This window comes from Huaxiibacter chinensis (assembly GCF_022171985.1).
In the GTDB taxonomy this organism is placed as follows: Bacteria; Pseudomonadota; Gammaproteobacteria; order Enterobacterales; family Enterobacteriaceae; genus Enterobacter; species Enterobacter chinensis_A.
Genome location: NZ_JAJVHF010000003.1, coordinates 470,803 through 494,033, shown reverse-complemented (window position 1 = coordinate 494,033; position 23,231 = coordinate 470,803). Strand labels below are relative to the sequence as shown.

19 protein-coding genes and 1 pseudogene are annotated in these 23,231 nt (G+C 54.5%); 11 read left to right on the top strand and 9 right to left on the bottom strand.

Annotated elements, in window-relative coordinates:
* Nucleotide 1: 1 nt before the first annotated feature.
* Nucleotides 2-2,983, top strand: coding sequence for a virulence factor SrfB (locus tag LZP96_RS11275; RefSeq protein ID WP_064326224.1), 2,982 nt, complete (start codon nucleotides 2-4; stop codon nucleotides 2,981-2,983).
* The gene (locus LZP96_RS11270) at nucleotides 2,980-5,154 is read left to right on the top strand and encodes a virulence factor SrfC family protein (protein WP_064326225.1); all 2,175 of its coding nucleotides are present in this window, start codon (nucleotides 2,980-2,982) and stop codon (nucleotides 5,152-5,154) included. Before LZP96_RS11275 ends, LZP96_RS11270 begins: the two co-directional genes overlap by 4 nt.
* Before the next feature lie 85 nt (nucleotides 5,155-5,239).
* On the opposite strand, the gene LZP96_RS11265 is transcribed toward LZP96_RS11270, so the two are convergent.
* Nucleotides 5,240-5,413 carry a GhoT/OrtT family toxin gene (locus tag LZP96_RS11265; RefSeq protein ID WP_064326226.1) on the bottom strand — a complete coding sequence of 58 codons (174 nt, stop codon included), beginning with the start codon at nucleotides 5,411-5,413 and terminating at the stop codon, nucleotides 5,240-5,242.
* A gap of 247 nt (nucleotides 5,414-5,660) precedes the next feature.
* Between LZP96_RS11265 and LZP96_RS11260 the strand changes: the two genes are divergently transcribed.
* From LZP96_RS11260 to LZP96_RS11250, 3 genes are read left to right on the top strand one after another with little or no spacing between them, the layout of a single operon-like run.
* Nucleotides 5,661-5,987: a TehB family protein gene (locus LZP96_RS11260; protein ID WP_064326227.1), complete on the top strand. Its 327-nt coding sequence runs from the start codon at nucleotides 5,661-5,663 to the stop codon at nucleotides 5,985-5,987.
* A 27-nt stretch (nucleotides 5,988-6,014) separates the two neighbouring features.
* On the top strand, nucleotides 6,015-6,368 hold the full coding sequence (locus LZP96_RS11255) for a TehB family protein (RefSeq protein ID WP_064326228.1): 354 nt from the start codon (nucleotides 6,015-6,017) through the stop codon (nucleotides 6,366-6,368).
* 3 nt (nucleotides 6,369-6,371) lie between these two features.
* The gene (locus LZP96_RS11250) at nucleotides 6,372-6,554 is read left to right on the top strand and encodes a DUF1869 domain-containing protein (protein ID WP_064326229.1); all 183 of its coding nucleotides are present in this window, start codon (nucleotides 6,372-6,374) and stop codon (nucleotides 6,552-6,554) included.
* 41 nt (nucleotides 6,555-6,595) lie between these two features.
* Here LZP96_RS11250 and patD read toward each other — a convergent pair.
* The 7 genes and pseudogenes from patD to ymcF form a co-directional block, all read right to left on the bottom strand.
* Nucleotides 6,596-8,020, bottom strand: a pseudogene (gene patD, locus LZP96_RS11245) (aminobutyraldehyde dehydrogenase).
* 24 nt (nucleotides 8,021-8,044) lie between these two features.
* Nucleotides 8,045-8,851 (bottom strand): ABC transporter permease, encoded by an 807-nt coding sequence (locus LZP96_RS11240; protein ID WP_064326231.1) that lies wholly within the window; start codon nucleotides 8,849-8,851, stop codon nucleotides 8,045-8,047.
* Complete coding sequence (locus LZP96_RS11235) at nucleotides 8,841-9,779, bottom strand: ABC transporter permease (RefSeq protein WP_374230114.1); 939 nt, start codon at nucleotides 9,777-9,779, stop codon at nucleotides 8,841-8,843. The genes LZP96_RS11240 and LZP96_RS11235 overlap by 11 nt, the downstream gene beginning before the upstream one ends.
* 7 nt (nucleotides 9,780-9,786) lie before the next feature.
* A complete protein-coding gene (locus LZP96_RS11230; RefSeq protein ID WP_258926021.1) occupies nucleotides 9,787-10,800 on the bottom strand; it encodes an ABC transporter ATP-binding protein in 1,014 nt (337 codons plus the stop codon).
* Nucleotides 10,801-10,817: 17 nt separating this feature from the next.
* Entirely contained in the window at nucleotides 10,818-11,963 is a 1,146-nt protein-coding gene (ydcS, locus tag LZP96_RS11225; RefSeq protein WP_064326234.1) for a putative ABC transporter substrate-binding protein YdcS, read from the bottom strand.
* A gap of 295 nt (nucleotides 11,964-12,258) precedes the next feature.
* Nucleotides 12,259-13,668 carry an aminotransferase-like domain-containing protein gene (locus LZP96_RS11220; protein ID WP_258926020.1) on the bottom strand — a complete coding sequence of 470 codons (1,410 nt, stop codon included), beginning with the start codon at nucleotides 13,666-13,668 and terminating at the stop codon, nucleotides 12,259-12,261.
* 64 nt (nucleotides 13,669-13,732) lie between these two features.
* A complete protein-coding gene (ymcF, locus tag LZP96_RS11215; RefSeq protein ID WP_064326236.1) occupies nucleotides 13,733-13,918 on the bottom strand; it encodes a cold shock small protein YmcF in 186 nt (61 codons plus the stop codon).
* A 409-nt stretch (nucleotides 13,919-14,327) separates the two neighbouring features.
* On the opposite strand from ymcF, the gene LZP96_RS11210 reads away from it, so the two are divergent.
* The 4 genes from LZP96_RS11210 (at nucleotide 14,328) to hslJ (ending at nucleotide 17,415) form a co-directional block, all read left to right on the top strand.
* On the top strand, nucleotides 14,328-15,734 hold the full coding sequence (locus tag LZP96_RS11210; protein WP_258926019.1) for a cytochrome ubiquinol oxidase subunit I: 1,407 nt from the start codon (nucleotides 14,328-14,330) through the stop codon (nucleotides 15,732-15,734).
* Nucleotides 15,734-16,744 carry a cytochrome d ubiquinol oxidase subunit II gene (gene cydB, locus LZP96_RS11205; protein WP_258926018.1) on the top strand — a complete coding sequence of 337 codons (1,011 nt, stop codon included), beginning with the start codon at nucleotides 15,734-15,736 and terminating at the stop codon, nucleotides 16,742-16,744. The genes LZP96_RS11210 and cydB overlap by 1 nt, the downstream gene beginning before the upstream one ends.
* Entirely contained in the window at nucleotides 16,744-16,872 is a 129-nt protein-coding gene (locus tag LZP96_RS11200) for a DUF2474 domain-containing protein (protein WP_064326239.1), read from the top strand. Before cydB ends, LZP96_RS11200 begins: the two co-directional genes overlap by 1 nt.
* Nucleotides 16,873-17,001: 129 nt before the next feature.
* The gene (hslJ, locus tag LZP96_RS11195; protein WP_064326240.1) at nucleotides 17,002-17,415 is read left to right on the top strand and encodes a heat shock protein HslJ; all 414 of its coding nucleotides are present in this window, start codon (nucleotides 17,002-17,004) and stop codon (nucleotides 17,413-17,415) included.
* Here the strand turns inward: hslJ and LZP96_RS11190 are convergent, their stop codons facing one another.
* Nucleotides 17,416-17,682, bottom strand: coding sequence for a putative hemolysin (locus LZP96_RS11190; protein WP_064326241.1), 267 nt, complete (start codon nucleotides 17,680-17,682; stop codon nucleotides 17,416-17,418).
* A 517-nt stretch (nucleotides 17,683-18,199) separates the two neighbouring features.
* Here LZP96_RS11190 and nifJ point away from each other — a divergent pair.
* Nucleotides 18,200-21,724 (top strand): pyruvate:ferredoxin (flavodoxin) oxidoreductase, encoded by a 3,525-nt coding sequence (gene nifJ, locus LZP96_RS11185; protein ID WP_258926017.1) that lies wholly within the window; start codon nucleotides 18,200-18,202, stop codon nucleotides 21,722-21,724.
* A gap of 345 nt (nucleotides 21,725-22,069) precedes the next feature.
* Nucleotides 22,070-23,179 (top strand): porin OmpC, encoded by a 1,110-nt coding sequence (gene ompC, locus LZP96_RS11180; RefSeq protein WP_258926016.1) that lies wholly within the window; start codon nucleotides 22,070-22,072, stop codon nucleotides 23,177-23,179.
* Nucleotides 23,180-23,231 lie beyond the last annotated feature (52 nt).

The following is a 23,231-nucleotide window of genomic DNA, read 5'->3' as shown; positions in this document are numbered from 1 at the left end:
TATGTTGGTAAATCTTTGCGACTACAAACAAAGCGTCACGCTGATTGCGAACAGCGGCGTACAATTCCTCGACTTTGGCCTGACGCCGCAGGACTCGGCCCGCCATGGCCGCTTCGTGCGTAAAACCGCAAACGGGCCATTATTGCGTCTGGATTACGATCTGATTAACGGGCGCTATACCCTGCCCGGCTCCGACGGCAGGCAGCCTGAAGTGGTGAAGCCAGAATGCACGATCCCGTTGCACGTCTCCCTGAACGTGCTGGACGGTATCTGGTTACCGGTCCCCTTTTTACGCTTTAATCCCCCGCGCACGTTTGTCGAGGGGCCTGACAACTGGGCTCGGGTTCAAATTCGTAAGCTCGATGCCCCTGACAGCAGCGGCAACACGCATCGCGTCACCTTTGCTCTCGACAGCCAGATTGCCGATCACGCCACGACCCGACTTTCGCCGGTTGCTAACGATATACTTAATGGCACCCGCTTTGCGCTGGCCTGGCGCGACGATGAAGTGCTGAACTTCCTCGATCAGACCTGGATTGACGGCTGGCTGCGTGAAGCATTTACCGCCTGGGCGACGGGCGTTGAAAACCGCTCCGAGCGCGATATCCAGCAGGCGATGCGCAGCTTTGAATATCAGGCGCACTGGTTAAATCTGCTGGCAATGCTGGGCGAACAGCTCACGATCCCTGAGGTGAAATTTGTCACCCATACGTTAAGCACTCCGGCTATCCCCGTTGATCTGATCCTGGACGTGGGTAATACCCATACCTGCGGTGTAATTATTGAAGATCATGGTGATGCCAATGACGGGCTGCGTCAGACCGCTGAATTACAGGTCCGCTCGCTCAGCGAACCGCAGTTCCTGAATGAACCCCTCTTTACCAGCCGCCTTGAATTTTCTGAGGCGCGATTTGGCAAGCAGCATTTCTCGGTTGAAAGCGGTCGTGAAGATGCCTTCGTCTGGCCGTCTATTGTCCGCGTGGGCGATGAGGCGCGCAAACTGGCTACGCAGCGTATCGGTACCGAAGGGAACAGCGGCATTTCCAGCCCGCGCCGCTATCTGTGGGACGAAACCCCCGTGGTTCAGGACTGGCGTTTCAGCCAGATGAATAGCAAAACGCAGCGTGAGCCACTGGCCACCGCTTTCCCGCTCATGAACCTGATGAACGATGACGGTCAGCCGCTGTTTACCCTGCCGCAGGATGAGCGTCTGCCGGTGTTCTCCCCGCAGTACAGCCGAAGCACATTGATGACGCATATGTTGTGCGAACTTCTGGCGCAGGCGCTGGGGCAAATTAACAGCGTAGCCACGCGACTGCGGCTTGGGTTCCCTGCCTCTCCGCGCCAGTTACGCACGCTAATCCTGACGCTGCCATCAGCGATGCCGAAACAGGAGCGCGAGATATTTCGCCGTCGCATGTTTGAAGCCATCGCTATTGTATGGAAAGCCATGGGCTGGCACCCGCAGGATGATGATTTTGCCAGCCGCAAACAGCAGGAAAAAAGCGTCGTCCCGGTGCCGGAAATCCAGATGGAGTGGGATGAAGCCAGCTGCGGTCAACTGGTGTGGCTTTATAATGAAGCTATCTCCCATTTTGGCGGCCAGACCGAAGCGTTTTTTGCGTCGCTTGCCCGTCCGGACCGCGCCGTAGAACCTGGAAGTCAGCCAGGCCGTGCGCTGCGCGTGGCCTCCATTGATATCGGCGGCGGCACCACCGATATGGCGATTACCCATTATCAACTGGACGATGGCTCCGGCAACAACGTCAAAATCACCCCGCAGCTGCTCTTCCGTGAGGGGTTCAAGGTCGCCGGGGACGATACGCTGCTCGACGTCATTCAGCGCTACGTGCTCCCCGCGCTGCAAACGCAGCTGCAAAAATCGGGGATCGCTGACGCCTCGCTGCTGATGGCCTCTCTGTTCGGGGATTCAGGACGTATTGATACGCAGGCGGTTTTACGCCAGCAGACCGCGCTACAGCTTTTTATGCCCATTGGGCACGCGATACTGGCAGGCTGGGAAAGCAGCGACGTTGACGACCCGCTCGCCGGTTTACACGCCACTTTTGGTGACCTGCTCCCTCAGAAACCCACGCGCAACGTGATGAACTATTTACAGCAGGCCATCGATCATGCCCTGCCGTCCGGATCGGCTCCTTTCGATCTGTTCAGTGTTCCGCTGCACGTGAATTTCCATGAAATGCAGGATGCCATGCTGGCGGGCCAGTTTACCCTCGCCGCACCGCTTCACGCCGTATGTGAAGCCATTTCGCATTATGCCTGCGATATTTTGCTGATTACTGGCCGTCCGGGCTGTTTACCAGGCGTTCAGGCGTTGATTCGTCATCTGCAGCCGGTGCCCGTCAATCGGATCGTCTGGCTGGATAAATACCAGGTGCATGAATGGTATCCGTTCAGCCAGCAAGGGCGCATCGGCAATCCAAAATCGACCGCCGCCGTGGGAGCCATGCTGTGCAGTCTGGCGCTCGATCTCAGGCTGCCGCGCTTTAACTTCAAAGCGGCGGACATCGGAGCCTATTCGACGGTACGCTATCTGGGCGTGCTGGATAACACCGTGAATACGCTGCGCGAAGAGAATGTCTGGTATCAGGATATTGATCTGGATAAACCCGGCGCGAAGCTGGATGCGCGTTTGCACTTCCCGCTGCGCGGGAATGTCACGCTTGGCTTCCGTCAGCTGGCCAATACGCGCTGGCCCGCCACGCCGCTTTATACGTTAAGTATTAACTCCGCCGAGCTGGCAAAAACCATCGCCGGCGACGGCGTGTTGAACGTTCGCCTGACGCTACGCGGCGGCAGCAAGCAGGAAGGCCCGGAAGCCTTTGAGCTGAGCGATGCCTGGCTGCAGGACGGCACCCCGGTTCCCTCGGACGCCTTAACCTTTAAACTGAATACCCTGGCCGATCGCCGTCATAGCGGCAGCCACTACTGGATCGACAGCGGGAGTGTATATCTGAAATGACAGCGATGACTGCCACCACCCAGGCCATAATCGGGTGGATTAACGAAACGCGTCTTCACGCCCCCATGCTGGACAACGACGCAGACGCTTTACTGGCACGCCTGACGGCAATGGCCGCGCGTGAGCAGGCGATCGATCGCGCGCTCACGGGAAAAAGCGCGATTGGTTTATACGGGCATTCACAGGCCGCAAAAGCGCATCTGCTTGTTTCACTTTGCGCAAGCGAGGATGGCCGGTTGAACGTCACCCCCGGAATGCGTACTTACGATTACTTTGCCCATATTAACCCCGGTCATGCCCTGACCAATATGGCCGTGCGCTTCTCTTGCGGGGAGCATGACGTCGCCGATGATGCTTTTCCCCTGCGCTTACGCCTGATCAGCGAGGCCGAACTGGTGCAGCTGTTCATTTTGCTCGCCAGACACGATCGGACTCTTCGCCCGGTTGGCAGGTCAGTGATTGAGGCACGCCTTGAAAAATGGCGTGCCCTGCGACAGTCGCAAAATGTACCCGGCATGACCGCCGCCGATGTCGGTGCCATCTCCCGCTTTTGGCGTTCTGCCGTGCCTGGCGCAGAACAGCAGCTGGATGATTCGCTGTGGCATCAGTTTGCGCTACTCGTCCCGGCCCTTGATCTGAGCTCCCGCGCCAGTCTCTGGTCGCTGTTATGGGGTGAGCAGCAGGAATTGACGCAGCAGTGGCTGAAGCTGGCGCACCTTCTGCACCAGACCGGTCACGCACATGAACTTGCCGCACCGCTAAGCCTGCTGGTGGATAATTTTGGTCTGCCGGGAGAAGGGTTCCTGACCCGTGGCGATCTGGCCGTACCGGAGGCCCAGGAAGCAGTCCTGCATCCTCTTCACGACGGTCATCTGCATAATGCCATCAGTATTCCGGTGGATATGCTGGCGCTGCTGACCCGCGAACTGGTGCTGCCCGTTGAGAACTGCGCGCTGGATAACGTTGATGTTATCGATATCCCCGCATCGTCAGAGCAGGCTGCTTCTGCGCTGGAACAGGCCAAAAACAAGTGGCTTCTGGAGCATTATCGCCAGCAGTTACAACCGGATGTGCTGGTAATCTGCAACGCCACCGCGCACCATCAGCAGACGGCCCGCACGGCGAAGGTGCTGCTTAACTGGGTAAAAGAGACGCAACCGGATGAAGACGCTGCGCTGCCTGGGCTGGTGTGGGCCATTACCCCACAGGACGCGCGATTTACCACAAAATCGAATCTGGATGAAGCCGTCCAGCAACTGCTCAGCAAGCCCGGGCAACACTGGGGTACGCTGCAGGCGCTGGATGCCAACAGCATGCAGCGCATGGTGGAGTGGCTGTCGCAGGCCACTCTTTCAGCACCGCGACACAGCCGGTTACTGAAGCTGAAAGCGCAGGTTCAGGACGAGCTTCGCGCACTGATGCAGAGCTACCTGGCCCCCGCGCAGATGACGCCTGAGGCCCGACGCACGCAAGCCGAAGCCATGGTGCGCACCTTGCAGGGCGCGGCGGCGCGCCATGGAGAACTGCTTGAAGGGTTGATTCCCCCGCTGAAGGCGTTCGAGACGCTACTGACTGTTCAGCAGCCTCGTGAGGAGCAGGTGAACGGGCTTTTCACCGACGCTATCGATCTGTTTGCCGACACCCACAGCAGCCAGACGGATCGTTATCAGACGCAGGATAAAGCGCGTATGGCACACCGGGTGTGGATCAATCATTTGCGCCAGTGGAGCCGAAACAGCGCAGTGGCCAACCGGCTCGGCTTGACGGCAGACGTCATGCAGCAAATAGCGGATACCTTAATTGTCAGCAGCTATCGGCTGGATTTGCCGCAGCAATTGCAGGCCATTGTGGAGACGGACAAAAGCAGCGCCGCGCAACTACAGGCTGTGATGGGGAATTTTATCGGCTGGCTCGGCTATGCCGATACAGAAGTGGCTTCGCGTCCTGCCAGTCGTATTCGAAAAGGTCAGGCGATTTTTGTCACCCCGATCGTCAGTAGCGCTACGCCACGCCTGACTCGCCTGGCAGAACAGCCGATCCATGCGGCCACAGCCTACGTTTACGACTGGCTGGTCGCGCTGTATACCCGGGCAATCGAGAATTGTGACTTCCAGCATCCGCACGACCTCTCACCTGACGATCGTCAGACGTTACAGGCCCTGCTACGTTAACCCTGACAGCCCGCAAATGCGGGCTTCATTGTCTTTTTTCCCGCGTCGGGCGTAGGCAGGCAATGCGCTGCGGGTCAGGCAGAGGTCAGAAAAGAGATATCAGCAGCGCCACGGGGAAACTCATCGGCCAGGTCGACCCCACCAGAAATGCGCTGAGAAAACGGATACGTTTACGATCTTTCGACAAGAACCAGGTGATCAGGGCGCAGACTGCCGCCATGATTGCGTAAAACACCAACATCTTTTGATACAACGTCATTCCGCCATCCAACCTGTATAAAATTAACGCGCGCAATATGCGTCATATGTTGACACAGATCAAGTTTTTTCGTTACACAATAACCCCTAAAAGCACAGGGTAATAACAAGGAGGTAGCTTTGATAACAATGACTTGCTTATACGGGGTAGAGGGATGCTTATAAGTTGCATGTTAAGTGCACATTATGGAAAATAGTTTCTCCTTATAAGTGGTCTAATCACTACAGATGTTTTAAAGGGATCAATGATGTTACGCATACCCTCAAGTTGCATGCATACCCGGTCCACGCCGTTCTGGAATAAAGAGACTGCTCCACCCGGTATTTTTCAACGTCATCTCGATAAAGGTACCCGTCCCGGTGTTTATCCGCGCTTATCCGTAAGCCAGGGTACAGTGCGCTATCTGGGCTATGCTGATGGTGTCACACCCGAACCGGACAGCGAGCTGATCATTGAAGCGGGGCATTTCGGCGTTTTCCCTCCCGAAAAATGGCATCACATCGAGCTTCTGACCGACGATACCGTCTTTAACGTGGATTTTTTTGTTGAAGCAGACGTGTTGAGATCGCGCTAAGCGCGCAACAAGACTAAGGAAACTTCTATGCTACGTATTCCTGAGAATTTTGTTCACACCCGTTCTACCCCCTTCTGGAATAAAGAAACTGCGCCCAAAGCCTTATTCACCCATCACAACACCAAAGCGCACGTCTACGGGCGTTTGTCCGTGATGCAGGGTGCGGTGAAATATTTTGGCTTCCCGGATGCTGACGCCACGCAGCCCGATCTGGAACTGATTATTGAAGCGGGTTCTTTTGGCATTTCGCCCCCGCAAAAGTGGCACCGCATCGAGCTTCTGACCGAAGATACGTATTTCAATATTGATTTCTTCGCCGATCCGCAGGTAAACCTCGAAGGGGCGGGCATTGGAAAAGTGGTGAATACACACAAGGGGTAAATTATGAGTAAGGCAACCTACACCGTCACCGTAACAAACAACAGTAATGGCGTGTCGGTGGACTACGAAACAGAAACCCCAACGGAGCTTCTGGTACCTGATATTGCGGCAGATGTCGTGAAAGATCTCATTAATACCGTCCGTGCGTATGACACGGAAAATGAGCATGATGTGTGCGGGTGGTAAAGCGCATCGCCGGGCCGCCCATGGGTCGACCCGGCACGATATCAGTGTTTGATCATGATGTGCCGGACGACGGTGTAATCTTCCAGCCCGTATACGGACATATCTTTCCCATATCCGGATAACTTCATCCCCCCGTGGGGCATTTCACTGACCAGCATAAAATGGGTATTCACCCAGGTGCAGCCGTACTGCAGACGCGCGCTCATACGATGCGCACGGCCTACATCCTGCGTCCAGACCGATGACGCCAGACCATACTGCGAGGCGTTTGCCCACGTCAGGACCTGCTCTTCATCCTCGAACTCCGTCATGCTTACCACCGGGCCAAAGACTTCGCGCTGGACGATGGCATCGTCTTGTTTCGCCCCCGCAAGCAGCGTTGGCTGGAAATAGTATCCGCCGCCCTCGCCCCGGTTACCCCCGGTGACCACTTTTATATGGGAGAGCGCTTTCGCCTCTTCAACCGCCTGGCTCACCCGCGCCAGATGCGCGTCGGAACTCAGCGGCCCCAGTTCTGTCGATTCATCCTCGGGTGCGCCCATTTTCAGGCTGGAGACTGCTGCCCCCAGTTTTTCGACCAGTGCAGGGTATATCCCTTTTTGCGCGTAGATCCGGCAAGCGGCGGTGCAGTCCTGCCCGGCATTATAAAAACCAAAGGTTCGGACCCCCTCAACGACCGCGTCCAGATCGGCATCATCAAAAACAATCACCGGCGCTTTGCCACCTAACTCCATATGGGTGCGCTTTATCGAGGCGGCCGTATGGCCAATGATATGCTCACCCGTAGCAATAGAACCGGTAAGAGAAACCATGCGGACTTTTTCATGCCCGGTGAGCGGATCGCCGACGGTTTTACCGCGACCAAACAGGATGTTAATCACCCCGGCCGGGAAGATCTCCTTTGCCAGTTCTCCCAGCGCCAGCGCGGTTAACGGCGTAATTTCTGACGGTTTAATGACCACACAGTTTCACGCCGCCAGGGCGGGCGCCAGCTTCCAGGCCGCCATCATCAGCGGATAGTTCCAGGGAGCAATCGAGGCCACCACCCCGACCGGATCGCGGCGGATCATCGAAGTGTGTCCCTCAAGGTATTCCCCTGCCGCCAGCCCGTTAAGACAGCGCGCAGCGCCGGCGAAAAAACGAAAAACATCTGCAACAGCGGGAATTTCGTCACTGGTGACACAGTGCAAAGGCTTGCCGCAATTTTGCGATTCCAGGCGGGCAAAGGTATCGGCTTTTGCTTCAATGGCGTCTGCCAGTTTGAGTAACGCCTCTGAACGGGCTTTGGGGGAAGTCTGTCCCCATGTCGCAAAGGCTCGATCGGCAGCCTGTACCGCCGCATCGACCTGTGCGGCTGATGCCTCAGCGATCTCCACCAGCACCTCGCCCGTTGCAGGATTATAGACCGGCTGTGTATCGCCTTCGCCGGCCACCAGTTCACCATTTATCAGCAGTTGTGTTTGCATCGCTTTATCCTGTTGAAATCAAGGTTATTTTCCGCTTTCAGCGTTCATCTCGCCATCACGGGTCAGCCACCAGGCGCCCAGAATGGGTATTGTCGTCACGAGCATGACCAGCAGCGCAACCACGTTGGTCACGGGGACATCACGCGGGCGGCCTAGCTGGTTAAGCAGCCACAGCGGCAGAGTGCGTTCGTGCCCGGCCGTAAATGTCGTCACGATGATTTCATCGAACGACAGCGCAAAGGCCAGCATCCCGCCCGCCAGCAGTGCCGACCCGAGATTGGGCAGCACCACATAACGGAAGGTTTGCCAGCCATCCGCGCCCAAATCCATTGAGGCTTCAACCAGGCTCCAGGAGGTTCGCCGGAACCGGGCTATCACATTGTTGAATACCACGACCACGCAGAACGTGGCGTGCCCGGTCACAATCGTGAAAAAACCGGGCTCAAGATTGATGGTTTTAAATGCCGTGAGCAGCGCCAGGCCGGTAATGATTCCCGGCAAGGCGATAGGCAGTAACAGAAGCAGCGAAACGGCGTTTTTGCCAAAAAAGGTACTTCGCCAGAGTGCGGCGGCGGCAAGCGTGCCTAATACCAGCGCGATGGCGGTAGATAACGTGGCGATTTTAAGTGACAACGTCACGGATTCAATGATATCGCTGCGCGACGCGGCCACGCTAAACCATCGAAGCGTCAGGCCCCTGGGTGGAAAACTAAAAGCCGCCTCCTCGGTATTAAAGGCATAGAGCGCAATAATGAGAAGCGGGAAGTGGAGGAATATCACCCCACCCCACGCGGCCAGTTTCAAAAACCACGGAGCGCGCTCAGAGGGCATCGAACGCTCCCAGACGTTTCACAAACGCCAGATAAAGTGAGATCAAGACTATCGGCACCAGGGTAAAGGCGGCGGCCATCGGCATATTGCCTATTGCACCCTGTTGGGCATAAACCATGTTGCCAATAAAATAGCCGGGCGGCCCCACCAGTTGCGGGACAATAAAATCCCCCAGCGTCAGTGAAAAGGTGAAAATCGACCCTGCTGCAATCCCCGGTATAGCCAGAGGCAAAACCACAAAGCGGAACGTCTGTCGGGGTTTCGCCCCCAGATCGGCAGAGGCTTGTAACAGCGAGGGCGGCAAGCGTTCCAGCGCCGCCTGCACCGGCAGGATCATAAAGGGCAGCCAGATATAGACGAAGACCAGAAAGCGTCCCAAACCTGAAGTGGAAAGCGTGTTACCGCCCACGGCGGGCAGTGTAAGCACAGACAGTAGCACAGGCTCCAGCCCCAGATGACCCAGGAACCACTGCGCGACACCGTCTCGCGCCAGCAGCAATGTCCATGCATAGGCTTTCACGATATAGCTCGCCCACATGGGCAGCATGACGGCGATATAGAAAAAAGCTTTCCATTTGCCCCGGGTATAACGCGCCATGTACCACGCCATCGGGAAAGCCAGAATGGCACTGGCTATCGTCACGGCAATGGCCATGATGAGCGTTCGCAGAATAATGTCGTAGTTAGCGGGATTAAAAAGCGCAAGGATATTGGCGAAGGTGAGATCCGGCGTCACCGACATGGTGAAATCATCAAAGGTATAAAACCCCTGCCACAACAGCGTGAACAGCGATCCCAGATAGACAATGCCAAACCACATCAGTGGCCCCAGCAACAGCAAGAAGAGGCCCAAGGACGGTTTACGCCAGAGCGGCGTCGTTATCCGGCTCAAGGGGCCGCGCGATGCATGGGGACGGGAAACGCTCATATCCATTTCACCTTTCCTCAAGCAGCGGGACCATGGCGTCACGGGACCAGGAGGCCAGGACCTGTTGGCCAGGCATGAGGCTTTCGGGTAACGCCGCGTCGCTGACGTTTGCCTGGCTTACCAGCAGTTTTTCGCCTTCCGCCAGCCGCAGTTCAAAACGCGTCGCGGCGCCCTGATATTGCACCGCCTGTACCTGGCACTGAACCTGAATGTCGCCCGCCTCATTGAGTCGAATATGCTCAGGACGGAGTGAAAACAGGCCCTCCATCCCGCAAATACGCTGCGAGAGCGTGGCATCAAATACGTTTGAAGTGCCCACAAAGCGTGCCACAAACGGGGTGCGCGGGCGCATATACAGCGCCCGTGGCGTATCAACCTGCTCAATGCGCCCGTTGTTAAACACGGCGACCCGATCGGACATCGATAGCGCTTCGCCCTGATCGTGGGTGACAAAAATGAAGGTAATCCCAAGTTCCTGTTGCAGTTTTTTAAGTTCGAACTGCATCTGCTCACGCAGCTTAAGATCGAGCGCTCCCAGAGGTTCATCAAGCAGAAGCACCCTCGGCTCGTTAACCAGAGCACGGGCGATCGCGACACGCTGCCGCTGGCCCCCAGAAAGCTGAGAGGGTTTTCGTTTTTCGGCGAAGGCCAGCCCGACCTTTTCCAGCGCTGCGCGCGCCTGAAGATGTCGCTGTTTTTTCGCAATGCCTTTCACCATTAACCCATACGCGACATTGTCGAGAATCGACATATGGGGAAACAGCGCGTAATCCTGGAAGACCGTGTTGACATCGCGCTCCCACGGCGGAAGTTCGCTGGCCTCCTGACCAAAGATTTTTATCGCACCGCCGCTTAGCTGCTCAAAACCGGCGATCAGGCGCAGGCAGGTGGTTTTACCGGAGCCAGACGGCCCCAGCATAGAGAAAAACTCACCGTCCCGAATGCTGATGGTGACACCATCCACCGCCCGGACATCCCCGTACAGCCGCGAGACGTCATTGAACTCTACCGCGTAGGTCATGTGCTGCTCCCGGGCCTTTAACGACCGCCCATAATGGCGATGTAATCCTGCGTCCAGCGGCTGTAAGGGACGAATTTACCGCCTTCTGCGACTGGGGTTTTCCAGAACATGATTTTGTCAAAATAGGTATAGCCGTTGGTTTCACACCCTTTCTCGCCCAGCAGCGTGCTGGCTTTGCAGCCTTCTGCAACGACCGGAAGCGAACCGAACCACGATGCCAGATCGCCCTGCACTTTTGGCGTTAATGACCAGTTCATCCATTTATAGGCACACATGGGGTGTTTGGCTTCAGCATGTAGCATGGTGGTGTCCGCCCAACCGGTCACCCCCTCTTTAGGGAAGACGGTCGCCACGGGCTGGTTTTCTGCTTTCAGGGCGTTCGCCTGGTAGGGCCATGCGCTGGAGGCCACTACGCCTTCATTTTTAAAATCACTCATCTGCACGGTGGTGTCGTGCCAGTAACGGTGAATGAGAGCATGCTGATCGCGCAGCACTTTCAGTACGGCTGCATATTGCTCTTCGGTGAGCTGATAGGGATCCGTAATACCAAGCTGCGGTTGCGTCGCTTTCACAAACAGCGCCGCATCGGCGATATAGATTGGGCCGTCGTAGGCTTGTACCCGTCCTTTATTGGATTTACCGTCGGGGAGGGTTTGTTCTTTAAAGATGACCGACCAGCTATCCGGCGGGGTTGGGAAGGTTTTGGTATTATACATCAGCAGATTAGGCCCCCACTGATAGGGCGTGCCGTAAACTTTTCCGCCAACGTTGAACCATTCGCCTTTAGCCATTCGCGGATCGATGGTTTTCCAGTTCGGGATGAGATCCGGGTTCACTGCCTGCACCCGTTTGCCCATAATCAGCCGCAGTGACGCATCGCCGGAAGCGGTCACCAGGTCGTAACCCCCTTTCGCCATCAGGCTTACCATTTCATCCGAGGTCGCGGCGGTTTTCACATTTACCGCACACCCCGTCTCTTTTTCAAACTGGGTGACCCAGTCATAATTTTTATCGGTCTGGCCGCGTTCGACATAACCTGGCCAGGCAATAATATCCAGCCTTCCCTCACCTTTGCCGATCGCTTTAGGGGGTTCGGCGGCTTGTACGGTTGCGATTGTCATACCGAGCGCACACAGGCTGCTGCGGGCAAATTTTTTGCTCATTAGAGTTACTCCTGTCGCAATGAAATTTGGCGGCAGCCGTGCCGTAAAAATATCTCCCTTTTTAAACGTAGACCGCGCAAAAGCGCCGCACCTCTGGAGTGAGCTAAATTTCATCAGGTTGTGACCGAGGGCGCATTCCCCGTTAAGTGGATTATAGACAAGGAGTTAGCGAACAGAGGGAGCCATGCTGTTTTCATATGGCCGTCTTCGTGCGAATAAGCACGAAGACCAGGAAAGAATAAGCGTTGATTATTTTATCGCGAGGTTCAGACGCGTTAAAAATAAGCCATAAGGCCTATTTCATCATTTTACGAATTAACTTACCGAGCTGGATAACCGCCTGCTCCTCGCGTTCACCCCATGACCAGGAGGTATTAAAACGGAAGAACGGCCTCCAGGTATCCGACGTTGAGAACATTTTCCCCGGCGCAATGCTGATATGCCATGCCAGGGCTTGCTCACTGAGCGTGCCCGCATCCAGATGTTTTGGCAGCTCCAGCCACAAGAAATATCCGCTGTCACTGTGATGAATTTTCACTTCTGCCGGCAGGTGGCGCATCAGCGATTGCCACGCGGTTTGCTTGCGTTCAGACAGCGTGCGTCTTAGCCGACGTAAATGGGCGTCATAACGTTTGGTGGCCAGATAATCCACCAGCGCCAGCTGCATCGGTGAGCTGGTTGAGAGCGTACTCATGAGCTGAAGTTGCTGAATGCGGCGGGCGTGTTTGCCTGCCGCCACCCAGCCGATGCGGAAACCGGCAACCAGACATTTTGAGAAGGACGAACAGTGCAGGGTCATATCCTGGGTATCCCAGGCCTTTGCGGGCAGCGGCTTTTCACGACCAAAATAGAGCTCGCTGTAAACATCATCCTCTATGAGCGTGACCTGATGTTTTGTCAGGAGCGCGACCAACTGTGCCTTTTTCTGCGGGCTTAGGGTAAATCCCAGCGGATTTTGCCCGTTGGTCATGAGCCAGCAGGCTTTTACCGGATAGTCATTCAGAGCCTGTTCAAGGGCATTCAGATCGATCCCGTCGCGAACATCCGTCGCGATAGCCAGTGCCTTAAGTTTGAGCCGTTCCAGCGCCTGAAGCGCACCGTAAAAACAGGGATTTTCAACAATGACCCAGTCACCGGGCTCTGTCACCGCCTGCAAACTGAGGTTGAGCGCTTCCAGCGCACCTGCCGTGATAACAATCTCATCGGGAGAAACATTCAGGCCCTGCTGGGCATAGCGTCGGGCGATAGCATGACGGAGATCGGCGTTCCCGGGAGGGAGATTTTCTATCACGCTCATGGCCGTGGCCGTTTTGCTGACGTTAGCCAGAGAACGATTAAGCTGCTGAAGCGGGAAAAGACGCGGGTCGGGAAACGCTGAGGCAAACGGGACGACAGAGGGATCGCGACTGGCCTGGAGGACGTCAAAGATGTAGGTATTGATATCGACTTTTTCATCGCGCATCACCTGCGCCGGGGGCGCAGGTTGCTGCTTTATCGGACGCGGCGCGACGTAATAGCCTGACTGCGGGCGAGCAACGATTCGCCCCTGGCTTTCAAGTGTTTGATACGCATGACCAACGGTCATGAAACTCATACCACTGCTGGCAACCTGCTCACGCAGTGAAGGTAATTTATCACCTGGCAACCAGACACCCAGTTCAATTTGGGAAATGATCTGCTGTGCCAGCTGTTGGTATTTTTTCATTGGTTTCTCCAGGCTTTGCGACAGTGTATATCAGCTGGAGAAATTTAGCCCTTTTCAGGAACTGTTATGCTTGTTGCTGTACCGAAGATTGCGCGACTGATGCACTCGCCAGATGATCGAGCGTCACCATAGAGGATTTGCAAAAGATGCATTTCGCGCCATGGGGATTCTTTTCTGAGACATCAAAAACGGACGTACGGTACTGCGAGCCATGACAGCATGGGCAACGAAAATGGATATAAGAAATCATAGATTCTCCTGACGTAAAAATACGCCATTAACAAATGGGCCTTTAAGGCAATAGTGGTCTGAGACAAAACTAATCAGAATGTAAAGAAAAGACCCAAGAGGCTGCGGAGAGGCACAACGTGATGAGATTGCTTTAAGAAACGGTGTCAGATATTTTTTGGCATTCAAACCGAAGAGCCATTAACGCATGTTTAAATCGATCCTGCAAGCCATTTAATAAATAAAATTCATAAAAATAATTTTTTTAGAATCATATCGTTGACCCTTCCCCGCCTTCAGCAAGTATAACAGAACATCTATTTTTAGCTAAATAGCCAAACTGTTATAGCTAAATTTCACGTTTCTGCGCCTGATAGTTTCGTTTAGGGCCCTATACTATAAAAGCACATCGATTGACATTGAGGCTGTACATGTTTGGTTTAGATGCGTTCCATTTAGCAAGGATACAGTTTGCCTTTACTGTCTCCTTTCATATTATTTTCCCGGCGATCACTATCGGTCTGGCCAGCTACCTCGCTGTGCTTGAAGGATTGTGGCTTAAGACGAAGAACCCTGTCTGGCGCTCGCTTTACCATTTCTGGTCAAAAATCTTCGCCGTCAATTTCGGGATGGGCGTGGTTTCCGGGCTGGTCATGGCCTATCAGTTCGGCACAAACTGGAGCGGATTTTCACAGTTTGCGGGCAGCATTACCGGTCCTCTGCTGACCTACGAAGTGCTGACGGCCTTCTTCCTGGAAGCGGGTTTTCTCGGCGTCATGTTATTTGGCTGGAATAAGGTTGGCCCTGGGCTGCACTTTTTCTCAACCTGCATGGTCGCACTGGGCACGCTTATTTCGACCTTCTGGATCCTGGCGTCGAATAGCTGGATGCAGACCCCTCAGGGGCATGAGATCGTTAACGGCGTAGTCGTGCCGGTTGACTGGTTTGCCGTGGTGTTTAACCCCTCCTTCCCGTATCGCCTGTTCCATATGTCCATCGCGGCGTTTTTAAGTAGCGCACTTTTTGTGGGCGCGTCCGCGGCATGGCATTTACTGCGTGGCAACAAAAATCCGGCCATACGGAAAATGTTCTCTATGGCATTGTGGATGACGCTGATTGTCGCGCCTGTTCAGGCGCTGGTCGGTGATATGCATGGCCTGAATACGCTGGAACATCAGCCTGCGAAAATTGCGGCCATTGAAGGGCACTGGGAAAATCCCCCGGGTGAGCCGACACCGCTATTGCTCTTCGGCTGGCCGGATATGGAACAGGAGCGCACCCGTTACGGACTTGAGATCCCCGCACTGGGTAGCCTGATCCTGACCCATAGCCTGGACAAGCAGGTTCCGGCGCTTAAAGAGTTCCCCAAAGAGGATCGACCTAACTCTACCATTGTTTTCTGGTCATTCCGCATCATGGTGGCACTGGGCCTGCTCATGATGCTGCTGGGCGTTGTAGCACTGTGGTTACGTTATAAACAGCGCATTTATACCTCCCGTCCGTTCCTCTGGTTTGCTCTGTTCATGGGGCCGGCAGGATTAGTGGCGATCCTCGCGGGCTGGGTGACGACCGAAGTTGGCCGCCAGCCGTGGGTTGTTTATGGGCTACAGCGAACAAGAGATGCGGTCTCTGCACATGGCGATCTGCAGATGAGTGTCAGTTTGCTGGCCTTTATTGTGGTGTACACCTCGGTGTTTGGTGTGGGCTACAGCTACATGGTCAGGCTGATTAAGAAAGGCCCTGAGGAACATGAGTCCTACGCCACTGAAGAAGATGGTCGCCCTGCTCGTCCGCTTTCTGCCGCAGACGCTGAATTTACTTCCCGGGAGAAACACTAATGGGTATTGATCTTTCCCTTATCTGGTTTGTGATCATCGTCTTTGCCACGCTGATGTATATCGTGATGGACGGGTTCGATCTGGGGATCGGGATACTGTTCCCGCTGACGAAAGATGCACAGGATCGCGACGTCATGGTGAACAGCGTAGCCCCGGTATGGGATGGCAACGAAACCTGGCTGGTGCTGGGTGGCGCCGCACTGTTTGGCGCCTTTCCGCTGGCCTATGCGGTCATTATTGATGCGCTCACCATTCCCCTGACATTAATGCTGATCGGGCTGATATTTCGCGGCGTGGCATTTGAATTTCGCTTTAAGGCCACACCGGCACACCGCCCCTTCTGGGACAAAGCGTTTATCGGTGGATCGGTTCTTGCCACATTTACGCAGGGTGTGGTTGTGGGCGCATTTATCAACGGTTTTTCGGTAACCGGACGCAATTACAGCGGCGGCCCTTTCGACTGGCTCACCCTCTTCAATCTGTTTTGCGGCGTGGGTCTGACGGTGGCCTATGCTCTGCTCGGCGCGACATGGCTGGTCATGAAAAGCGAGGATCCCCTGCAGGCGCGGATGCGTCAAATTTCCAGGCCACTGCTGGCAATACTGTTAGCCGTCATTGGGTTAATCAGCCTCTGGACGCCGCTGGCGCATCCCCAGATTGCCACCCGCTGGTTTAGTTTGCCGAATTTATTCTTCCTGCTGCCTGTGCCCGTTCTGGTGATTGCGTTGAGTTTTGCGTTATGGAAAACACTCAATAATCCTCGTCGCCATAACCTTGCCTTTATCCTGACGCTGGGCCTGATTTTCCTGGGCTTTAGCGGACTGGGCATCAGCATCTGGCCGCATATCATTCCGCCTTCCATTACGCTCTGGCAGGCCGCCGCGCCTCCTCAGAGTCAGGGCTTTATGCTGGTTGGCGCGCTGCTGATTATTCCCATTATTCTGGTTTATACATTCTGGAGTTATTACGTGTTCCGCGGAAAAGTCCAGCATGGGGAGGGCTACCATTGATGCAACAGCCTTTGTGGAAACGCCTGATGTGGCTGGTCATTCTTTGGGGTGGCAGCGTACTGGCGCTTGCCGCAGTAGGGATGGTGTTTCGCCTGCTGATGACGGCAGCGGGATTTAAAGCACACTGACGGGCAGCCGGGTGGCATTTTGCGCTGCCCGGCGCCTTCTCGCACTTTCAGATAAACTCCAATGACAGCGATCGGCGTAGGGTTAGAAACTTAATAAAGATTCACCATATTTATCGTTTGAGAAGAAAGATGAAAAAGCTCGTCGCGTTAACCCTTTGCAGCCTGGCACTGACCGGTTGCGTCAATCCAGGTAAAGCCTCCGTTCAGCCAGAGCAACTTCAGGGCCATCGCTTTGTGCTCGAAACCGTGAATGGCGCTGCCGTGAAACCTGGCACACCTGTGCCGGAAATGGCGTTCGGGGAAGACATGGCCGTGTCCGGCGTCATGTGTAACCGATTCAACGGCGCCGGAAAACTGTCGGAGGGCGAACTGCGCGTCAAATCCCTGGCGATGACGCGAAAACTGTGTGCTGAGCCACAGTTAAATGAGCTGGATCAAGCGATCGGTGAGATGCTCCGCGCGGGGGCGCAGGTCGATTTAACCGCAGATCAGCTCACGCTGGCGACCGCCGATAAAACGTTGATGTTTAAACGCGCTGACTGATCAGTAATTACCGCAGGTGCCTACGGCAAGCGACTGTTCACTGCAGCGTTTGCCGTTTGGCAAAGCACACATGCCAATAGCAGAACCATCAAGTTGACGCGCTACTGAAAGCGAACCGCCTACCATGGCGCAGCTGGCCTGCCCGGAGTTGGACATAGCGGCTTTCATACCCGGTGAAACATGTGCTGCGGTTGCCTGCTGAACAGGTTCATTGCTGCATGCTGACAGCAACAATGCTGCACACCCTACCCAAAACGCTGCGCGCATCCTCTCTTCCCCATATTATTTGCGAAACCTATGCATAATAGGCACCGCAGACCGTCGCGTCGAGGGGCTTTCCGCGTATTTATGCGTCTCATTCACATTTTGTCGCGATTTTTAAGGATTTGCATAATCTGCATTCCTGCCACTGTGACGCCACTCAACACCCCTACAACATCCTTTCTCTTCCGTTCAGCCCACTAAAACCCGGCCTTAATAGAAAAATGAAATAAAGGTCATCCTTCTTAATTGTTTAATTGTTGTAAACCAAATGTGCATATCAACTGCGTGCTGTTACCACGCTAAATCTTGCCGATCATTATATTCTGGTCAACATCCTCTTAAGCCACCTCTCTATTATCTTATTAGCGTATTAATTGATCTCTTCAGGGTTGCCCTGAATGGGAAGGACACAAAAGCGAAAATCGTCAAACCAGACCTTTGCTAAAATAAGGGTATAACTATCAGGGCTCGCTGCTGTTACGCGGGTCCCTCTTTTTGCGCAATGTAAGGGTGTTGTCATATGCAAACTATTGACGGTAATGGTGCAGTTGCGTCAGTGGCGTTCCGAACCAGCGAAGTTATCGCCATTTATCCCATTACGCCCAGCTCAACAATGGCTGAACAGGCCGATGCGTGGGCGGGAAATGGGTTAAAAAACGTCTGGGGTGACATCCCTCGCGTGGTGGAAATGCAGTCGGAAGCGGGTGCCATCGCAACCGTTCACGGCGCGTTGCAGACGGGGGCGCTTTCGACGTCGTTCACATCCTCGCAAGGCCTGCTGCTGATGATACCGACGCTGTATAAACTCGCCGGACAGCTCACGCCTTTAGTTCTGCATGTGGCGGCGCGTACCGTGGCGACCCACGCCCTGTCGATTTTCGGCGATCACTCCGACGTGATGGCGGTTCGCCAGACCGGTTGCGCCATGCTCTGCGCCAGCAGCGTGCAGGAAGCACAAGATTTTGCGCTTATCTCGCATATTGCGACCCTGAAAAGCCGTGTGCCGTTCATCCATTTCTTCGATGGATTCCGCACCTCGCACGAAATTAATAAGATCGTTCCGCTGAGTGACGACACGATTCGTCAATTGCTGCCGCAGGCTGACATTGATGCACACCGTGCCCGGGCGCTCAACCCGGAACACCCGATCATTCGCGGCACCTCAGCAAATCCCGACACCTATTTCCAGTCCCGCGAAGCGACCAACCCGTGGTACGACGCGGTTTACGATCATGTCGAACAGGCAATGGATGAGTTTGCGGCGGCAACCGGTCGAAAATATAAGCCGTTTGAATATTACGGTCACCCGCAAGCCGAACGCGTCATTGTAATCATGGGTTCTGCCATCGGGACCTGTGAAGAGGTGGTTGACGAGTTGCTGACCCGTGGTGAGAAAGTGGGCCTGCTGAAAGTGCGGCTCTATCGCCCCTTCTCAGCAAAACATCTGCTCGCAGCGTTGCCGGAAACGGCACGCAGCGTGGCGGTACTCGATCGCACGAAAGAACCCGGCGCCCAGGCTGAGCCGCTCTATCTGGACGTGATGACGGCACTCGCGGAGGCCTTTAATCATGGCGAGCGTGAAACCTTGCCTCGCACGATCGGCGGTCGCTACGGTTTATCGTCTAAAGAGTTTGGGCCGGAGTGTGTGCTGGCCGTATTTAACGCGTTGAGTGAAGCGAAACCCAAACCGCGCTTTACGGTGGGTATTTACGATGATGTGACTCACCTTTCTCTTCCTCTGCCGGAAAATACGCTGCCTTCCGCAGCTAAGCTCGAAGCGTTGTTTTACGGGCTGGGCAGTGACGGCAGCGTCTCGGCGACGAAAAACAACATCAAGATTATCGGCAATTCCACGCCATGGTATGCGCAGGGCTATTTTGTCTATGATTCCAAAAAAGCCGGCGGTCTGACAGTATCCCACTTGCGCGTCAGCGAGCACCCGATCCGCTCTGCGTACCTGATCTCAAGCGCTGATTTCGTCGGATGTCACCAGCTCCAGTTTATCGATAAATATCAAATGGCCGAGCGTCTGAAGCCGGGTGGGATCTTTTTGCTCAATACCCCTTATTCAGTCGATGAGGTCTGGTCACGCCTCCCGCAGGAAGTTCAGTCCGTTCTGAATCAGAAACAGGCGCGTTTTTATGTCATCAACGCGGCAAAAATTGCCCGTGAATGCGGTCTGGCCGCGCGTATTAATACCGTCATGCAGATGGCCTTCTTCCATTTGACCCAGATTCTGCCCGGCGACAGTGCGCTGGCGGAACTGCAGGGCGCCATAGCGAAAAGCTACAGCAGCAAAGGTCAGGAGCTGGTGGAGCGCAACTGGCAGGCTCTGGCGCTCACGCGAGAATCGCTCTTTGAAGTCCCGTTGCAGGAGGTAAACGACGCCAGCGCACATCGGCCTCCGGTGGTGTCTGACGCGGCACCGGACTTCGTTAAAACCGTCACTGCGGCGATGCTGGCGGGACTGGGAGATGCCCTTCCCGTCTCGGCCCTGCCGCCAGACGGGACCTGGCCGGTGGGCACCACCCAATGGGAAAAACGCAACATTGCTGAAGCGATCCCCATCTGGAAAGAAGAGCTTTGTACCCAATGTAACCATTGTGTCGCCGCCTGCCCCCACTCGGCTATTCGCGCGAAGGTGGTTTCACCGGATGAGATGGAGAACGCCCCGGTCAGCCTGCACTCCCTCGACGTGAAATCCCGCGACATGCGCGGGCAGAAATACGTCTTGCAGGTGGCACCGGAAGACTGCACGGGCTGTAATCTGTGCGTGGAGGTCTGCCCGGCAAAAGACAGACAGAATCCGGAAATCAAGGCCATCAATATGATGTCGCGCCTTGAGCACGTTGAAGAAGAGAAAGTGAATTATGACTTCTTCCTGAACTTGCCGGAAATCGATCGCACCCAGCTTGAACGCATTGATATCCGCACCTCGCAGCTGATCACGCCGCTGTTTGAATACTCTGGCGCATGTTCTGGCTGTGGTGAGACGCCTTATATCAAGCTGCTGACGCAGCTCTATGGGGACCGAATGCTCATCGCCAACGCGACAGGCTGCTCCTCCATTTATGGGGGTAATTTACCGTCAACACCGTACACTACCGATGCTAACGGACGCGGCCCGGCCTGGGCGAACTCGCTTTTTGAGGATAACGCTGAATTTGGCCTTGGCTTCCGCCTGACGGTGGATCAGCATCGCGTGCGCGTCATGCGGCTGCTGGACACCTTTGCCGATAAACTCACGCCTTCGCTGCGGGAAGCGCTCTATAACGAGGCCACGCCGGAGGTGCGTCGCGGACAGGTCGCCGAGCTACGCCAGCAGCTTAAGGGCCTAGAGGGCGCTGAACAGCTTTTAACCGATGCGGATGCCCTGGTAGAGAAATCCATCTGGCTTATCGGGGGCGACGGCTGGGCTTACGATATCGGCTTCGGCGGACTGGACCATGTGCTCAGCCTGACTGAAAACGTCAACATCCTGGTGCTTGATACGCAGTGTTATTCCAATACAGGCGGTCAGGCGTCAAAAGCGACGCCGCTGGGCGCGGTCACCAAGTTTGGTGAACACGGTAAGCGTAAAGCCCGCAAAGATTTGGGCGTCAGCATGATGATGTACGGGCATGTTTATGTCGCGCAAATTTCGCTGGGTGCCCAGCTGAATCAGACCGTGAAAGCCATTCAGGAAGCGGAAGCTTATCCTGGACCGTCGCTGATTATTGCCTACAGCCCATGCGAGGAGCACGGATACGATCTGGCGCTGAGCCACGATCAGATGCGACAGCTCACCGCGACCGGTTTCTGGCCGCTGTATCGCTTCGACCCGCGACGCGCTGACGAAGGCAAGCTGCCGCTGTCCCTTGACTCTCGTCCACCGTCAGATGCGCTCGCCGAGACCCTGATGCAGGAGCAACGCTTCCGTCGTCTGAATGCGCAGCAGCCTGAGGTGGCTGAACAGCTCTGGAAAGATGCCGCAGCCGATCTGCAAAAACGCTACGACTTCCTGGCCCAGCTGGCCGGTAAAGCGGAAAAATCCATCAGCGAGTAATAAAAAAAGCCCGAAGTATTCACTTCGGGCTATCCTGGTATTAATGAATCATCGTTTAAAAAAATAAAACGCTTATCATTTAATCACGGATAAAGAATCTTAAAGGCATATAACGTCTGTTATCTTACCCCATTACGCCACGCTGCAATAATTTTTATTTTGTATATTTCTGGTTAATACATTCATAAAAATTATGACCATTTCCAAAGAATTACTTGATTAAGATTTTACTTAACCCGTAACAATTATATTTTATCTATCCAGGAGAGAGTGATTTAGCATGAGACCACTTTCCAGACTGGAAAGTTCAACAGGTAAATAAAAAAACAACAAAGGAATAGTCTCATGCAAAGAAAAGTTCTGGCACTCCTCGTCCCTGCCGTTTTAATAGCGGGCGCAACGCATGCCGCTGAAATTTACAACAAAGACGGCAATAAATTAGATTTATACGGAAAAGTCGATGGTCTGCATTATTTTTCCGACGATAAAGGCGCCGATGGTGACCAGACATATATGCGCCTTGGCTTCAAAGGCGAAACGCAGATTAACGATCTGATGGCCGGTTATGCGCAGTGGGAGTATAACATTCAGGCAAATAACACCGAAGGATCGGATAATCAGTCCTGGACGCGTCTGGCCTTTGCCGGCGTGAGCGCGGGCGATTACGGTTCCTTCGATTATGGCCGCAACTACGGCGTCCTGTACGACGTGGAAGGCTGGACCGATATGCTGCCGGAGTTTGGCGGCGATTCGTACTCTAAAGCGGACAACTTCATGACCAACCGTGCAAACGGCGTGGCAACCTACCGCAACACCGATTTCTATGGTCTGGTTCAGGGCCTGAATTTTGCCTTGCAGTATCAGGGTAAAAATGAAGATGCGAGTAATAACCAGGAAGGAACCAATAACGGTCGCGATATGCGTCATGAGAATGGTGATGGCTTTGGTATTTCCACCACTTATGATTTTGGTATGGGTATAACGGCCGGCGCCGCTTACACCTCTTCCGATCGTACAAACGATCAGGTACGGTACAGTACCGCGGGCGGTGATAAAGCAGACGCCTGGACCGCGGGTCTGAAATATGACGCAAATAATATCTACCTGGCAGCCATGTATTCTGAAACACGCAATATGACGCCATACGGGGATAATGAAGATGCCATTGCCAACAAAACGCAGAACGTCGAAGTGACGGCACAATATCAATTTGATTTCGGTTTACGCCCGACCCTTTCTTACCTGCAATCAAAAGGCAAGGACCTGAATAATGGCCAGGGCGATCAGGACCTGGTGAAATATGCCGATATCGGTGCGACCTATTTCTTTAATAAAAATATGTCGACCTATGTTGACTACAAAATCAACCTGCTGGACGAAGACGACCAATTCTATAAAAACAACGGTATCGGCACCGATGATATCGTAGCATTAGGACTGGTTTATCAGTTCTGATATTAACGCCCGCGTCATTGACGCGGGCGTCAACGTTCTGTACGGAGAACCC

What these genes read in the sequence shown, in the direction of transcription:
- ymcF (WP_064326236.1), bottom strand. Translation starts at nt 13,918, where the DNA reads ATGATTTCTTATATCCATTTTCGTTGCCCATGCTGTCATGGCTCGCAG.
- LZP96_RS11200 (WP_064326239.1), top strand. Translation starts at nt 16,744, where the DNA reads ATGCAACAGCCTTTGTGGAAACGCCTGATGTGGCTGGTCATTCTTTGG.
- nifJ (WP_258926017.1), top strand. Translation starts at nt 18,200, where the DNA reads ATGCAAACTATTGACGGTAATGGTGCAGTTGCGTCAGTGGCGTTCCGA.
- LZP96_RS11230 (WP_258926021.1), bottom strand. Translation starts at nt 10,800, where the DNA reads ATGACCTACGCGGTAGAGTTCAATGACGTCTCGCGGCTGTACGGGGAT.
- LZP96_RS11260 (WP_064326227.1), top strand. Translation starts at nt 5,661, where the DNA reads ATGTTACGCATACCCTCAAGTTGCATGCATACCCGGTCCACGCCGTTC.
- cydB (WP_258926018.1), top strand. Translation starts at nt 15,734, where the DNA reads ATGGGTATTGATCTTTCCCTTATCTGGTTTGTGATCATCGTCTTTGCC.
- LZP96_RS11255 (WP_064326228.1), top strand. Translation starts at nt 6,015, where the DNA reads ATGCTACGTATTCCTGAGAATTTTGTTCACACCCGTTCTACCCCCTTC.
- LZP96_RS11210 (WP_258926019.1), top strand. Translation starts at nt 14,328, where the DNA reads ATGTTTGGTTTAGATGCGTTCCATTTAGCAAGGATACAGTTTGCCTTT.
- LZP96_RS11190 (WP_064326241.1), bottom strand. Translation starts at nt 17,682, where the DNA reads ATGCGCGCAGCGTTTTGGGTAGGGTGTGCAGCATTGTTGCTGTCAGCA.
- ydcS (WP_064326234.1), bottom strand. Translation starts at nt 11,963, where the DNA reads ATGAGCAAAAAATTTGCCCGCAGCAGCCTGTGTGCGCTCGGTATGACA.
- LZP96_RS11250 (WP_064326229.1), top strand. Translation starts at nt 6,372, where the DNA reads ATGAGTAAGGCAACCTACACCGTCACCGTAACAAACAACAGTAATGGC.
- LZP96_RS11240 (WP_064326231.1), bottom strand. Translation starts at nt 8,851, where the DNA reads ATGCCCTCTGAGCGCGCTCCGTGGTTTTTGAAACTGGCCGCGTGGGGT.
- LZP96_RS11265 (WP_064326226.1), bottom strand. Translation starts at nt 5,413, where the DNA reads ATGACGTTGTATCAAAAGATGTTGGTGTTTTACGCAATCATGGCGGCA.
- LZP96_RS11220 (WP_258926020.1), bottom strand. Translation starts at nt 13,668, where the DNA reads ATGAAAAAATACCAACAGCTGGCACAGCAGATCATTTCCCAAATTGAA.
- hslJ (WP_064326240.1), top strand. Translation starts at nt 17,002, where the DNA reads ATGAAAAAGCTCGTCGCGTTAACCCTTTGCAGCCTGGCACTGACCGGT.
- LZP96_RS11235 (WP_374230114.1), bottom strand. Translation starts at nt 9,779, where the DNA reads ATGAGCGTTTCCCGTCCCCATGCATCGCGCGGCCCCTTGAGCCGGATA.
- LZP96_RS11270 (WP_064326225.1), top strand. Translation starts at nt 2,980, where the DNA reads ATGACAGCGATGACTGCCACCACCCAGGCCATAATCGGGTGGATTAAC.
- ompC (WP_258926016.1), top strand. Translation starts at nt 22,070, where the DNA reads ATGCAAAGAAAAGTTCTGGCACTCCTCGTCCCTGCCGTTTTAATAGCG.
- LZP96_RS11275 (WP_064326224.1), top strand. Translation starts at nt 2, where the DNA reads ATGTTGGTAAATCTTTGCGACTACAAACAAAGCGTCACGCTGATTGCG.